The sequence below is a fragment of the Alphaproteobacteria bacterium genome (assembly GCA_026400645.1).
GTDB lineage: Bacteria > Pseudomonadota > Alphaproteobacteria > Paracaedibacterales > CAIULA01 > JAPLOP01.
In genome coordinates, this window is the sequence record JAPLOP010000022.1 from 14,778 (window position 1) to 28,585 (window position 13,808).

The following is a 13,808-nucleotide window of genomic DNA, read 5'->3' on the forward strand; positions in this document are numbered from 1 at the left end:
TTTTATAAACAAACACCCCGTTTCGATCAAATTTTAGATAAGTTGTTTGCCTGTGGAAAACCTTGGGGATATATTTTTATCCACATATTCACAGGCCCCTACTACCACCACTATTAATTACTAATATAAGATAGTAAAGTAGTGGTTTCTTGGCTTGTTACATTTTTTAACACCACAAAACAATCCCAAAATATTTCGAAAACACAAAGGAAGTTCTTGCGTGAAACCATTATTTTTTTTATCATGCATAAGAATTTCTTTTACGGAAAAAGCCCTTGGAAATAAATAAAATCCCCAAACCCTATATCGTTGTTTTGGGTAACGAAAAAGGGGGTACCGGTAAATCGACGGCGGCTATGCATATTATAACCAGTTTACTGAAAAACGGGTTTTCTGTTGCGAGCATCGACGTTGACGCGCGCCAGGGAACCTTAACGCGGTATGTGGAGAATCGTCGTCTTCGACAAAAAAACACAGGGGCAGATCTTTTGCTGCCAGAACATCGTGCTATTTTTAAAAGCGCCTTGGATCACACAGCAGATGCACAAGCCGAAGAAACAAAAACAATAACAGACACACTGGTGGAATTTAAAGATTTCGATTATGTTGTTTTTGATACACCAGGAAGCGATAGTTTTTTATCGCGCCTTGCCCACTCAAAGGCGGATACGCTTATCACCCCCCTCAACGATAGTTTTGTAGATTTGGATATGTTGGTCCGGGTTAGCCCTGATTCGTTGGATGTTTTGCGCCCTAGCACCTATGCGGAAATGGTGTGGGATCAAAAAAAACAAAAAGCAATTAATGGTGGTGGGTCTATCGATTGGATTGTTATGCGGAACCGATTGAGTAATATTTATTCCCGAAACAAGGAAGAAATGGAGCGTGTCCTAAAAGCCCTGTCGAAAAGAATCGGTTTTCGGTTAATCCCAGGGTTTGGGGAGCGTGTTATTTTTCGTGAGCTTTTTTTGAGTGGTTTGACGTTGTTGGATGTGCGGGAAAGCAAGGCCCCATTAAGCCTTTCGCATATTGCGGCAAAGCAAGAATTGGCCGTTTTGATGGAAATGATTCAAATTCCCCAGAAATCCTTTCGGCAAAGTATGGATCGGGCCCCCGTGTGAAAAAAGTTAAAACATGTATTTTTCCGGTTGCAGGCCTTGGTAGTCGTTTTTTACCGGCAACAAAATCAATCCCCAAGGAAATGTTGGTGGTGGTTGATAAGCCGCTGATTCAATATGCGGTAGAGGAAGCAAAAGCCGCCGGCATTGAGCGGTTTATCTTTGTGACATCCCAAGGGAAATCGGCGATCGAAGATCATTTTGATTCTTCGCGAATTCTAGAGGAAACCCTTAGGGAGCGTGGTAAGGAATTCGAGCTTGGGCTTTTGCAGCAAATTCGTTTGGATCCAGGACAAGCTGTGTATATTCGTCAGCAAGCTCCATTGGGGTTGGGGCATGCTGTTCTTTGTGCGCGTCAGTTGGTTAACGAAGATGCGTTTGCGTTGATTTTGGCGGATGATTTGGTGTTGTCAAGCTCATCAACCAATGGGTCCTGTTTGGGGCAAATGATGAAAAATTACACCCTCTATGATGGCAATATGGTTGGGGTTATGGATGTTCCACCAGAGGAAACAAAACGCTATGGCATTTTGGATGTTTTGGGAAGGCAGGGATCAAAGGTCAGGGCAAAAAACGTTGTGGAAAAGCCATCTGCCGACCAGGCACCCTCAACAACAGCGATCATAGGTCGTTACATCCTGAATAGCGAAATCTTTGGGTATTTGGAACAGCAAACCCCAGGGGCAGGCGGGGAAATACAGCTGACAGATGCAATTCAGGCCATGATCCACGAAGCGCCCCTAACGGGGTTCTTTTTCGAGGGGGAGCGGTTCGATTGCGGAACAAAAGAAGGGTGGCTCGAGGCTAATATAGCCTATGCCTGGGCGGATCCAGAGCTAAGAAAAAAACTACAAGAAATAGTCAAGAAATACCTACATCGGACCCACCATGATCATTGATGAGATTAATATTGCTCCCCTACTTAAGGCACTTAATAAATTCGATGAGTTTCGTTTGAATATTCTGACCGAGCAAGAACGAGCCGGGGCCATACAAGCCTTTGAGTATTGTTTTGAGTTGTCATGGAAAATCATGAGGCGTTTTTTGGAAAAGCGCGGTCAGGTTGTTAATTCTCCAAAGGAAACATTCAGGGTTGCTGCTTTGGAGGGGTTTATTGATGATCCTGAGTTATGGTTTGAGTTTCTTAAAAAAAGAACCATGGCGGTCCATACGTATGAGGAGGATGAGGCCGAAAAAGTTGCCGCCACATTTCCATCCTTTTCAATCGCGATCCATGATTTTCTTGTTGTTCTTGGTGCCAAGTGATAACACGGCATGGGCTGTCTTTAGAACCAAGACACCTTAAAATCACCCAAGATATACTGGCAAAATACCCCTATACTTTTTACGCTTTCGGTTCTAGGGCCAGGGGAAATCCTAAACGGTTTTCAGATCTGGATTTGTGTTTTTTAGAGGATATTCCCTATAACATCAGAAGCCACATAGAGGAAGATTTCGAAGAATCTGATTTGCCATATAAGGTTGATTGTGTTCATTTTTTTTCTTGCGATGAGACATTTAGGGAAATTATCCAAAAGGATTTGGTTTTGCTGAGTCCAGTGGGGGTGGATATTAGGGATTGTGAAAGCATTCCGATGCAGGTAAACTTTACGATTAAAGATACCTCACTCTAAAAAGGATAATTATGCTTGTTCAACAAACAAACGATGCAAACTTTGAAGTGGATGTTTTGCAATCCCCCATGCCAGTTCTTGTGGATTTTTGGGCAGAATGGTGTGGTCCCTGCAAAATGTTGTCACCTATTCTTGAGGATGCCTATCCATCAATTTCTGGAAAAACAAAAATATTAAAACTTAATATCGATGAGAATCCAAACACTCCTGCACAATACGGTGTTCGCAGTATCCCAACAATGATCATTTTTATTGGCGGAAAAGCGGTCGCGACAAAAGTTGGCTTGCTAACAAAAAGCAATCTTATTGCTTGGGTCGAATCGATCGTTGGTTAGTTTTATGTGTATTGGGTTTTGATTGTGTCGAAAAATTATAGTTCCTTGGCGAATGCCATCCGTTTTTTGAGTATGGACACAGTGGAGGCCGCAAAATCTGGCCACCCTGGAATGCCTATGGGCATGGCTGATGTGGCAACGGTTTTGTTTTGTGATTTTCTGAAATTCAACCCACAGGATGCTTCTTGGCCGGACCGGGATCGATTTGTTTTATCGACAGGACATGGGTCGGTGTTGTTGTATAGCTTGTTATATTTAACGGGCTATCCCGACATGACGATCGAACACCTAAAGCAGTTTCGCCAGTGGGGAAGCCTGACGCCCGGTCACCCTGAATACGGCCATACACCCGGTGTTGAAACCACGACGGGCCCACTGGGTCAGGGGTTGGCAACGGCCGTTGGGATGGCCTTGGCCGAAAAAATGCTGAGCGACCGATTTGGATCGGGCATCAGCGATCATCACACATATGTCATTGCTGGAGATGGCGACCTGATGGAGGGTATAAGCCAGGAGGCATTGTCATTTGCTGGGCATTACAAATTAAACAAGTTGATTGTTTTGTTTGATGACAATCATATTTCGATCGATGGCAGTACAGATTTAAGCACATCCGACGATCCATTGATGCGCTTTAAGGCATCGGGGTGGAATGCCGAACAAATTGATGGTCATGATTTTGCTGCCATTCACGCAGCGATTTCTAGGGCCAAACTATCCAATAAGCCATCCTTGATCGCGTGTCGCACAACCATTGCCAAGGGGGCGCCAACAAAATCGGGCACATCCTCCAGCCATGGCAGTCCTTTGGGGACTAAGGAAATCGAGGCGGCGCGGTCTTTGTTGCAATGGCCGTATGCTCCGTTTGATATTCCTGATGATGTTTTGTCGGTTTGGAGGGGGGCCGGAGAGCGTTCCTTGGGGGATTATACCGCCTGGAAAAAGCGGTTTGAGGGGGTCAAGCAGGTGGAGGTGTGTGATTGGAAAAAAATAATCCTCGACCTTAAAAAACGCTTTGCACAGGAAAAACCAAATCTTGCTACGCGTCAACTTTCACAAACAGTTCTGGAGGAAATCGCCCCTGCCCTGCCCTTTTTAATTGGTGGGTCCGCAGATTTGACCGGATCGAACAACACAAAAGCATCATCACAACAAGCAATCACCCCAACCGATTTTTCGGGGCAATATATTCATTATGGCATCCGGGAACATGCTATGGCAGCGATTATGAATGGCCTTTCCGTTCATGGTGCTGTGGGCGATTCTTTTGTTCCTTATGGTGGGACGTTCCTTGTTTTTGGTGATTATCTGCGACCCGCATTGCGATTGTCGGCCCTTATGGGGCAAGGGGTAATTTATGTCCTGACGCATGATTCCATCGGCCTTGGGGAGGATGGTCCAACACATCAGCCAGTCGAACATCTTGCCAGCCTTCGGGCCATTCCCAACCTGAACATTTTTCGCCCCGCCGATGGTGTGGAGGTTGCTGAATGCTGGGAACTGGCTATTGCCGACCGCAAAACGCCGTCTGTTCTTGCTTTAACACGACAGGCTGTTATGCCGGTTCGTTTGGATGTGCAGTCAGAAAACTTGTGCGCTAGAGGGGGTTATATCCTAAAAGAAGCTGCCCATCAACGCCAAGCAACGTTGATTGCAACGGGGTCAGAAATCGGTCTGGCGATCCAGGCTCAACAAATTCTGGCGGACGAGGAAATTTTCGTTTGTGTTGTTTCGCTTCCCTGTTGGCGATTGTTTGACAAACAACCAAAAGACTATCAGACTAAAGTACTAGGGAACGCTCCACGTATCGGTATCGAGGCCGCCATTGATTTTGGTTGGCACAAATATATCGGATCCGATGGTGCGTTCATTGGAATGCATGGGTTTGGGGCATCGGCCCCCGCACCCCGGCTATATCAGGAATTTGGCATCACAGTGGATGCTATTGTTCAAACAGTTAAACAAAGGATTTTAGAATGACGACAAAGACCCCCATAAGAGTTGCTATTAACGGATTCGGCCGCATCGGGCGCATGGTTTTACGTGCATTGGCCGAAAGCAAACGAACAGATATTCAGGTTGTTGCGATCAACGATTTGGGCCCTCTGTCCAGCAATGTGCATTTGTTTAAATATGATTCTGTGCATGGTCGATTTTCTGGGACAGTGACAACAACAGAATCAACAATGGATGTGGGGTTTGGCCCGATTCAAATTTTTGCCGAACCAACACCAGAAAAGCTTCCTTGGGGTGATTTAAAGATCGACCTTGTTATGGAATGTTCCGGCCATTTCACAAAACGCGCCGACGCTGCCAGACATTTAGCAGCTGGTGCAAAACGCGTTCTGGTGTCTGCCCCGGCTGATGGTGCTGACCTGACCGTTGTGTATGGCGTCAACCATCAGGACATCAAGGCCGATCATTGGGTTATTTCCAATGCATCGTGCACGACCAATTGTTTGGCCCCGGTTGCCAATGTATTGAATCAGGCCATCGGTATTGAATATGGTTATATGACCACGATTCATTCCTATACGGGCGATCAACGGTTGGTTGATACGTTGCACAGCGATTTAAGGCGCGCCAGGGCTGCATGCCAATCCATGATCCCAAGTTCCACCGGTGCGGCGAAAGCTGTTGGTTTGGTGTTGCCAGAATTAAAGGGCAAACTAGAAGGAACGGCCATTCGCGTTCCAACCGCCAACGTATCGGTTGTAGATTTTAAATTCCATGCAAAACGAAACACATCGATTCAGGAAATCAACCAGGCGATCGAACAGGCTGCGGGTGGTGCGCTTTTGGGTGTGTTGGGTGTGGTCAGGGAACCGCTGGTTTCTATCGATTTTAACCATGATCCACACAGCTCGTCCTTTGACACAACGCAAACGCAAGTTGTTTGTGATCGGTTTTGTCGGGTTCTGGCCTGGTATGATAATGAATGGGGTTTTTCAAACCGCATGTGCGATGTAGCAAGTTATATCGGATCATTATAGAAAAAAGAATTCTGTATAATGAATCCGTAGACTTCTGTTTTATAAAAGTGTACAGTCCTGTTGGTAGAATTAATCAACGGGACTGTACATGAAAAAAATTATTTTCCTTTTGTTTTCCACGTTTGTGTTCACAAACACTGGTTATACTGCAAGTGTGGCATCAACGGCCGCTGTGGTTGGGTCTGGTGACCTTGTATCCCCCCTTTCTCTTGATGAAGCTCTTGATGACATAAAAGAAATCGCCATAGGTCGGCAGAGATATAATCAGACACTTCTTGATTTTTTTAGTAACGAAAAAATTCCGATACAGAGCCGGTTTGATTGCTATATGGACTCCTTGGGAGAAGGGGGAGGGTTTGGAAAAATCAAAGATCCAAATGAATGGCCCAATATCAGCGCAACCATTAAAAACAGTATATTGCATGATTTGGATACACACGTCACCATACTTGAATTAATTGAAAATATACAATCTCCGCATTCTGCACGTAATGTTGTGGTGGGGGTAGATTTTGGTATTAATGAGCCCATGATAAACGTTTTGTATACGCATGTTTATACGCAGTATCTGAGAGATAAAAAAGGGCAAGACCTTAGTCAAGAAAGCGCAATCTCTCAGGGGCAGATACAAAACGAACAATCTCATGCAAAACGTGCAGAAGCCATTGAGCTGTTTTACTTGGATGAAATTTTAAACAAAATCACCCCCTTTGCGGAGGGGTCTGTTGTGAGAATGTGCAGGGATTATATATCTCTACATTATGATGGTAAGGAGGACACAACACAGACATATTTTGATCCAAAATTATTGCTGTTGGGTCATGAAAAGGCACAACAATCCACAGAGGATACAAAAAAATTATTGGTGAGTCCTGTGTTGTGTGATGAGTTTAATGATAAAGTTTTGACTCTGATGGTTGAGGTGTCAGAGTTACACAAAGTGGCAATGTTTCAGAAATTCTCATGTCAATATATGAAAAAAATTGCACAAAAATATAATGAGGTGGAAAAACTTATAGAGTGCTATATAGAAAAACAAAATATCTATACGGCAGAAAAAAGAAAAAAGCGTGCGGAGAAAAAAGAGAAAAATAGGCTTAGGGATTCTGTTGCACAGTCGGCGGTTTTGGACAATATCGTTCCTGATTCAGGTGCTTTTATTTTATCTGGACAGTCTCTAGCGTCTCAAGAAATCTCTGAGGTTATATCATCCGCTAGCAGTGTTGGGGTTTTTCAGGGGATAGCAGAATCCGATCCTTACATGGTAACCCCCGAAAAACCCCTATTTGTCGCATCATCAAAAGCATGCAAAACTATCGAAGAGAGCAAGTCGGATCCTTTCGATTTGAAGAAAGAGAAAATCCGAAGTGACGTCCTAGAATTTCTGGAAAAGATCCGTTCTGGAGAATCGGTTGGGTATTCAGCCTTGGAAAAAATCATAAAAAAAATGGGTGGAACTGTCGAGCAAGGTGGGAAGGCTTCTCATCGACATATCGAGATCCCTCACTTAGAGCTTGGAAAGACAATCTATGGGGGGACATACAGACCCCATGGGCATCAAATAAATGCCTATCCCTTGTGGCTTGATCTTGGGGTGGATGTTATTCAGCGGGCGATTACTGTCTAGTTTTTTATAGTATGTTTTTTGCAAATATAACGTTGATTTTTTTTATATAAATGTTTTTATATCAATTGATCATTCATATTACAGGAAATATTTATGATGAAAATTGTTTTTTTTATATTGGTTGTATTTTTTAATATCAGTCATGCCGATAGTTGTGCAACATCGGCATCAACGGCAGACACAACCAGCCTTCTGAGCTCGATCCCAGACGAAGCCCTTGGCAACGTCAAGGACATTCTCGCGGGACGAATTCGTTATAATCAAACCCTCAGGGATCTTATCATTAACAACGAGATCCCTATTCGGGAAAGGGTTGCTTGTTATGTGGATGTTTTGGGGTTAGATACTGATGGTGGCATTATTGAGAAAATGACAATTGAAACCCAAGAACGCAATATTGAAAACTTTAAATGTCGCATATCGTATGACATAGGTATCTATCAGACGATCAGTTCTCTGGTTGAAAACAGACAACATCAAAGTCAGAATCTTGTTTTTCTGAAAACCTGTAGGGAGTTTGGCTTTTCTTGTGAAGAGTCAAAAATTAATGTTTTATATGCGTATATTCATGCTGAATTCTTAAAAGAAGAGGCTGTGCAAAAGAATTACTTAGATAGAAATGGTATAAAACCGCATCAAAAACAAGCAGAACCTCAAGCGCAGCGTGATAATGCGGTCGAGTTGTTTTATTTGCAGAAAATTTTAGGAACGATAACTCCTTTTACAGAAAGATCGGTTGTCAAGCTGTGCAAGGATTATACATTTGCGCGCTATAATGATGCTGAAAATAAAACGGAATCATATTTTGATTACTCGCTTTTGATAGAATTAGGCCGTCAAAAGGCAGAGAAATCCATAGAAGAAGCGGGAAAAATACTGGTAAGTCCTGTGTTGAAAGGTGAATTTGATCCTAAAGCTCGCAATCTCATGAGCAGGATACCGAGATCTTGGGGTATTATGGCGAGTGTGCAGAGTTGGTGTCAATGTGTGAAAGTAATAACGCAGAATTATATAGATCTTGAGGATCTCATAGAAGAATACAAGGCAAAACAGGAACTTCACACAGAACAGAATAGAATAAAGAGGAAAAAACAATCAGTCAAAAAAGAGAAAAAAGCTGCGCCTGTAGGTTTTGATGTGCGTTCATCGGCACAAGGGAATGTGATGTTTGATTTATTGGGTGTAATGGATCTGCCTGCCAACTCTTTGTCTTCGCAAGCAGCGCAGGCGGCTGTGTCTTCCCCTGGTGATAGCAAGGTTTTACAGAAAGACATAAGCTGTGAAGATATTTCTTATGATGATAAGCGGGCGTTTGTGCCTGATTCTGCGGCAGATCGACCTTTGCAAGATTTTGGTGTAGTAGGTTTTGATAAATCTATGATTGTTTTACCATCAAAAGCACTCAAGATTATCGAAGAGCAAAAAATGGATTTTGTTGGTCCAAAAGAAAAAATCCGAAGCGAGGTTCAAGATTTTTTAGACAGTGTCAGCCGTAGAGAAAATGTCAAATACGAAGACATGGTTTCTATCATAAGAAAAATGGGTGGGCGCGTTCAACAAGCGGGAAGGGCTTCTCACAGACATATCGAGATTCCCCATATGGATTTTGGAAAAACGATCTATGGGGGAACATATCAACCCCATGGACGTCAAAAAAATACCTATCCATTTTGGCTTACTCTTGGGGTGGATGCTATCAATCAGGCCATCAATCTTTAAGGGGTGTCTGCGCAGTCATAAAATTTATTTCTGCGCAGCTTTCTGATAGAACCCTCAACCAATAACCTGACCAGCTTTTTTCCAATCAGTCAAAAATGTTGCTAATCCCACATCCGTCAACGGATGATTGATCATCTGATAAAGCACCTTTGGGGGAATTGTTGCGATGTCGGCGCCGGCCTTTGCTGCCTGAACAACATGCATCGGGTGGCGCATTGAGGCTGCCAATATTTGTGTATCCAAATTGGGGCTGTTGTCAAAAATCTCTCGTAACTCATGAATCAGATCCATTCCCTCTTGGCCAACATCATCCAGTCGACCAACGAATGGGGAAATAAATGTGGCGCCAGCCTTTGCGGCAAGCAACGCCTGTGCTGCAGAAAAACACAGTGTGACGTTGACCATGATGCCATCGTTGCTTAGGGCATAGCAGGCCTTTAATCCATCAAACGTTAGGGGAACTTTAACGGCGACGTTTTCTGCGATTTTGGCGAGTTTTTTGCCTTCCTCCACCATTGTTTTATAATCTGTGGCGATAACCTCCGCACTGACGGGGCCTGGGACAATCTCGCAAAGTTCTGCAATAACATCCTGGAATTTGCGTCGGCTTGCTGCAATTAACGATGGATTGGTTGTAACACCATCCACCAATCCCAAATCCAACAATGCCTTGACTTCATTAACGTCTGTTGTGTCTAGAAAAAAATCCATAATGGGTCCTTATTACAAAAAGTTTATAGGGGAAGTATACTAGACAACGTAGGAGAGAGTGCAAGGATAAATTTGTTTAGTGGTTTCCGGTTGGGCGCCATCATGATAGATTAAAAATGACAAGTCAGTATGGCGGAAATGGAATGATCAATGCTCGTTTATGATGAATACCTATCGATTCTTATTTTCTTTTTCCTGGGGTTTTGTTTGTCGGCTATTCTTGTGCTTATTGCCTGGTGGCGTAGCAAAAAAAATCCTTACCCTGAAAAATTAGGCCCCTATGAATGTGGCTTTGATGCGTTTGACACCCCAAAACACAACTCACGGGGTCGTTTTAGTATTCGATTTTATCGTGTTGCGATCTTGTTCATTATTTTTGATCTGGAGATTGCTTTTTTGTTTCCCTGGGCTATGCGGCTAAAGAAACTCGGGGAGTTTGGTTTTTGGGCAATGATGCTATTCCTGGGTATTTTGACTGTCGGATTTATATATGAATGGAAAAAGGGAGCGTTAGAATGGGATTAAGTCAATGAAAAAAACCCTGGACGATCTTAAGCCTTATTTACCGGCCAATCTTCAAAGCGAGGCGGCTTTGTTTAATGCTGCGACAGAGGAAATCAGTAACAAGGGTTTCATTGTCACGCAACTGGATACTGTCGCTGCTTGGGCCCAAAGTGGGTCATTGTGGCCCATGACGTTTGGTCTGGCATGTTGTGCTGTTGAAATGATGCATACGGCATCCAGTCGGTATGATCTGGACCGCTTTGGGGTTGTTTTTCGTCCAAGCCCCCGGCAAGCCGATGTGATGATTGTGGCGGGGACGCTGACCAATAAAATGGCGCCCGCCCTGCGCAGGGTTTATGACCAAATGCCCGAACCCCGGTGGGTTATTTCCATGGGGAGCTGTGCAAACGGGGGTGGGTATTATCATTATTCTTATTCTGTTGTGCGTGGCTGCGATCGTATTGTTCCGGTTGATGTTTATGTTCCAGGATGCCCGCCAACCGCGGAGGCTTTGTTGTACGGAATTTTGTTGCTGCAAGAGAAAATCAAGCAACGCAAGACCTTTTCAAGAATGAGCTGAGGGAGTTTTTGTTGTGATAATAAATCTGTCGCCTCTTTTTTTAAGAAGATGATACAATGGTGCTGAGGGTCGCATGTTTAGCCGCCCCTAGATTAAGGATGATAAGGTATGGTTGGTATTAATTCTATTCTTGCCCCATCGCGCCAATTGGTAACAGGACAGGCGCCCGCTGTTGCGAATCCCTTTGCTGCCAATCAGGGAAAAAGTTTCCAAGATTTTATGGGCGACCAGATAACCAGCTTTACCCAACATGCTCATGCAGTTGAAAAAGAGGTCAATAGCGCAGCACGGGGTGGTACTGAAATAGAAAATATCATCCCGATGGTTGCTGAGTTTTCATTGGAATTCGAAGCCCAAACCAAAATTGTTGAGGCCCTAAAAGGTGTTATACAGGCTTTGCAGGGAATACAAATTTAGTCCTGTTTACTGTTTGGCGCTGTTCGATAAATCCAATCAAACTCAATCGTACCCTCTAACAAGGTTGCCATTTTACCGGCAGAAATTTTGGTCAACAAGTCATCTGTCAGGGCAGAAACGCGTCGGATATGGAATTTTTTGATTTGCGACAGACCTGGTAATTCTGTTTGAATTTTTTCCATGAATTGGTAAATCTGGGTATCGTGCAGGACTTTCACTGTCACGCTGACAGATCGCTTGGAAAGCCCAAGATCTTTTGATTCAACCTCCTCATTCCCTGATTGTGTGGTTAGCATCTGGATTTTGCAGTGTTTCTGCCATGATTGAAATTGTTCTTTTAGGTGATCAAACGAAACAGGCTGAGAGAAATGCTTTTTCTGAAAGCTGTTGAATTGATCGGGGTATTGATGAATCCCTTCTGTGTAGTGTTTTAGAATTTCATAAGTATGTTTTTTTTCGACGAGATCATTTTCAAGTTGATTCATGTTGGTGCACAAATCGGTATAATTCGTATCCGAAAGGACAGAAAATAAAAAGGCCAGGGCGGAAAAAGCCAACAAGAAAACGGACGCCCCGCCGGTTGTGGGCTGACCCCAAGTAGTGATGAATTTACCAAGCTTTATGGCGGATATCTTCACGTGAACTGGTTATCCGAGCCACAGTTTATTGTGAACAACCCAAACAGGGAGGATAAAAAACCTTTGCACGTGGGGACGGTTGCTTCGCTCTCTCGAAAGGCCCTTATTTCTTGACAATCCTTGGCGATCTTGGAAGGTTTGGCGCTATAAATACGGACTAGGCGCGTTTCCAAGCAGGGCCTGTTTTCATAGCAGGGTGATTTATTGATGATATGCAAATCCATTTGCGCATCGGATAAGGCTTGCAGCATTTCGATTGTCTTATCGGTATCGCCATTTTTATGATGTGTTTCAGCGGCTTTGTGTGAATCGGTTATAGTTTTCATATATTCGTATCTAAGGATTTCGGCAAACTCTTCGTCATCATCGCTGTCGAAGGTATCGGACTCGGTCCGCGAATCATTAAGGTCTGGTATGCCTGTGCTCGAGGTTGAGGAGAAACTTTCGTATCCTGATAGGTCCCCGTTATGCCGTTTTTCTGCCCAAAAATCCTCATAATACTCATCTGAATCCGACGCATACCCTGCGTTGCAAAAAATCACCAACAACCAAACAACGCGATACATACAATCTTACATTCTTTTTAAATCTTTGTTTGTGTAAAATTGTATCTATATCGATGGATAATGTCTATCGTTCTGGCTGCCCTAACGATCAGAAATTTTCAGCGATAGCGTCTGTTTCTTGGGCGATTTTGACCATTCAATTTGGCATGTCGGACAAAAAGCGGTGATCATCCGTTTTGCTTTCTCCTGATAGGCTGTTATTTTCTTAGGATCAGATCGATGGGGATTTTTAGCATCAGTAAAAAATTTTTCGTTCAGGATTAATGTTAATGCAAGGGATGATGTTTGTTTGATGCTACCTTCCCGTTCCCACATCATGTCCGTCACGACGGCTTCGGGGGACAGGGCACGTGATGCTGTTTGAAGGATCCTTAAGGGATCGACACCACCCTTTGATCGATAATAATGGAACAAGCGCGCGGCTGGAAGATTTTTAGTGTCAGTGGCGCTTAACGTATAATTCTTGGCAGCATTTTCCAAATAATCATGGTGCCGGCTTTCGCCGAATGCTTTTACAAAAAAGATCATCCCGATGCACAGGCAAACAACCGAAAGGGTAATTGATGCAAACAAAAGGAGCCTTGGCACAGCAAAGGCCAGCCGATTCTGTCGTAATTCAGGAATGCAAAAAGAATTTAAAATTCGTTCTGTCCAACGGGTCGTTGGGCGAAACAAGGCGGCATGATCATCATCCTTGAGTTCCGCAAATTCTGCCCCTATGGCTGACGCAAGGGTTGATCCATTGTGTGCCCGATTACTAACCAACGTAATGGAATCACCTTCTTGGTACCCGTTCCTATGTAAATAACGAAGCGTAGAAATGGTTTCTGTGCGCCAAGATAAGTCGCACCAATCTTGCGGGTGAAAGTCCCGCTGTGGAAGGGAAAGCCAGTCCCACCACATAGCGAGTCTTGCGTCTCTCAAGGTAACGACAGAGTCGAAGCGTAGACAGCGAAACACTCGAGC

General features: G+C 43.8%; 16 protein-coding genes. 12 read left to right on the top strand and 4 right to left on the bottom strand.

Annotated elements, in window-relative coordinates:
* Positions 1–281: 281 nt before the first annotated feature.
* The 9 genes from NTX76_03010 to NTX76_03050 all read left to right on the top strand — a co-directional run bounded on the left by NTX76_03010 (position 282) and on the right by NTX76_03050 (position 9,426).
* Positions 282–1,121, top strand: a complete 840-nt coding sequence (locus tag NTX76_03010) for an ATPase (GenBank protein ID MCX7338237.1) — start codon at positions 282–284, stop codon at positions 1,119–1,121.
* The gene (locus NTX76_03015; GenBank protein MCX7338238.1) at positions 1,118–2,017 is read left to right on the top strand and encodes a UTP--glucose-1-phosphate uridylyltransferase; all 900 of its coding nucleotides are present in this window, start codon (positions 1,118–1,120) and stop codon (positions 2,015–2,017) included. The genes NTX76_03010 and NTX76_03015 overlap by 4 nt, the downstream gene beginning before the upstream one ends.
* The gene (locus tag NTX76_03020; GenBank protein MCX7338239.1) at positions 2,007–2,384 is read left to right on the top strand and encodes an HI0074 family nucleotidyltransferase substrate-binding subunit; all 378 of its coding nucleotides are present in this window, start codon (positions 2,007–2,009) and stop codon (positions 2,382–2,384) included. The genes NTX76_03015 and NTX76_03020 overlap by 11 nt, the downstream gene beginning before the upstream one ends.
* The gene (locus NTX76_03025) at positions 2,381–2,752 is read left to right on the top strand and encodes a nucleotidyltransferase domain-containing protein (protein MCX7338240.1); all 372 of its coding nucleotides are present in this window, start codon (positions 2,381–2,383) and stop codon (positions 2,750–2,752) included. Before NTX76_03020 ends, NTX76_03025 begins: the two co-directional genes overlap by 4 nt.
* Positions 2,753–2,763: 11 nt before the next feature.
* A complete protein-coding gene (gene trxA / locus NTX76_03030) occupies positions 2,764–3,087 on the top strand; it encodes a thioredoxin (protein MCX7338241.1) in 324 nt (107 codons plus the stop codon).
* A 24-nt stretch (positions 3,088–3,111) separates the two neighbouring features.
* Positions 3,112–5,067, top strand: coding sequence for a transketolase (gene tkt, locus NTX76_03035; protein MCX7338242.1), 1,956 nt, complete (start codon positions 3,112–3,114; stop codon positions 5,065–5,067).
* Entirely contained in the window at positions 5,064–6,080 is a 1,017-nt protein-coding gene (gene gap, locus NTX76_03040; protein MCX7338243.1) for a type I glyceraldehyde-3-phosphate dehydrogenase, read from the top strand. The genes tkt and gap overlap by 4 nt, the downstream gene beginning before the upstream one ends.
* Before the next feature lie 88 nt (positions 6,081–6,168).
* Positions 6,169–7,707, top strand: a complete 1,539-nt coding sequence (locus NTX76_03045; protein MCX7338244.1) for a hypothetical protein — start codon at positions 6,169–6,171, stop codon at positions 7,705–7,707.
* Between the two features lie 93 nt (positions 7,708–7,800).
* The gene (locus tag NTX76_03050) at positions 7,801–9,426 is read left to right on the top strand and encodes a hypothetical protein (protein ID MCX7338245.1); all 1,626 of its coding nucleotides are present in this window, start codon (positions 7,801–7,803) and stop codon (positions 9,424–9,426) included.
* A 54-nt stretch (positions 9,427–9,480) separates the two neighbouring features.
* On the opposite strand, the gene fsa is transcribed toward NTX76_03050, so the two are convergent.
* Positions 9,481–10,137, bottom strand: a complete 657-nt coding sequence (fsa, locus tag NTX76_03055; protein MCX7338246.1) for a fructose-6-phosphate aldolase — start codon at positions 10,135–10,137, stop codon at positions 9,481–9,483.
* Between the two features lie 150 nt (positions 10,138–10,287).
* Between fsa and ndhC the strand changes: the two genes are divergently transcribed.
* The 3 genes from ndhC to NTX76_03070 all read left to right on the top strand — a co-directional run bounded on the left by ndhC (position 10,288) and on the right by NTX76_03070 (position 11,638).
* Positions 10,288–10,662: an NADH-quinone oxidoreductase subunit A gene (gene ndhC, locus NTX76_03060; protein MCX7338247.1), complete on the top strand. Its 375-nt coding sequence runs from the start codon at positions 10,288–10,290 to the stop codon at positions 10,660–10,662.
* A gap of 4 nt (positions 10,663–10,666) precedes the next feature.
* On the top strand, positions 10,667–11,221 hold the full coding sequence (locus NTX76_03065; protein ID MCX7338248.1) for an NADH-quinone oxidoreductase subunit B: 555 nt from the start codon (positions 10,667–10,669) through the stop codon (positions 11,219–11,221).
* 108 nt (positions 11,222–11,329) lie between these two features.
* Positions 11,330–11,638, top strand: coding sequence for a hypothetical protein (locus NTX76_03070; protein ID MCX7338249.1), 309 nt, complete (start codon positions 11,330–11,332; stop codon positions 11,636–11,638).
* Here NTX76_03070 and NTX76_03075 read toward each other — a convergent pair.
* The 3 genes from NTX76_03075 to NTX76_03085 all read right to left on the bottom strand — a co-directional run.
* Complete coding sequence (locus tag NTX76_03075; GenBank protein ID MCX7338250.1) at positions 11,635–12,276, bottom strand: hypothetical protein; 642 nt, start codon at positions 12,274–12,276, stop codon at positions 11,635–11,637. The two genes, NTX76_03070 and NTX76_03075, sit on opposite strands and share 4 nt — an antisense overlap.
* Positions 12,273–12,842 carry a hypothetical protein gene (locus NTX76_03080; GenBank protein MCX7338251.1) on the bottom strand — a complete coding sequence of 190 codons (570 nt, stop codon included), beginning with the start codon at positions 12,840–12,842 and terminating at the stop codon, positions 12,273–12,275. Before NTX76_03080 ends, NTX76_03075 begins: the two co-directional genes overlap by 4 nt.
* 81 nt (positions 12,843–12,923) lie before the next feature.
* The coding region (locus tag NTX76_03085) for a hypothetical protein (GenBank protein MCX7338252.1) at positions 12,924–13,808 on the bottom strand (885 nt) is incomplete at its 5' end.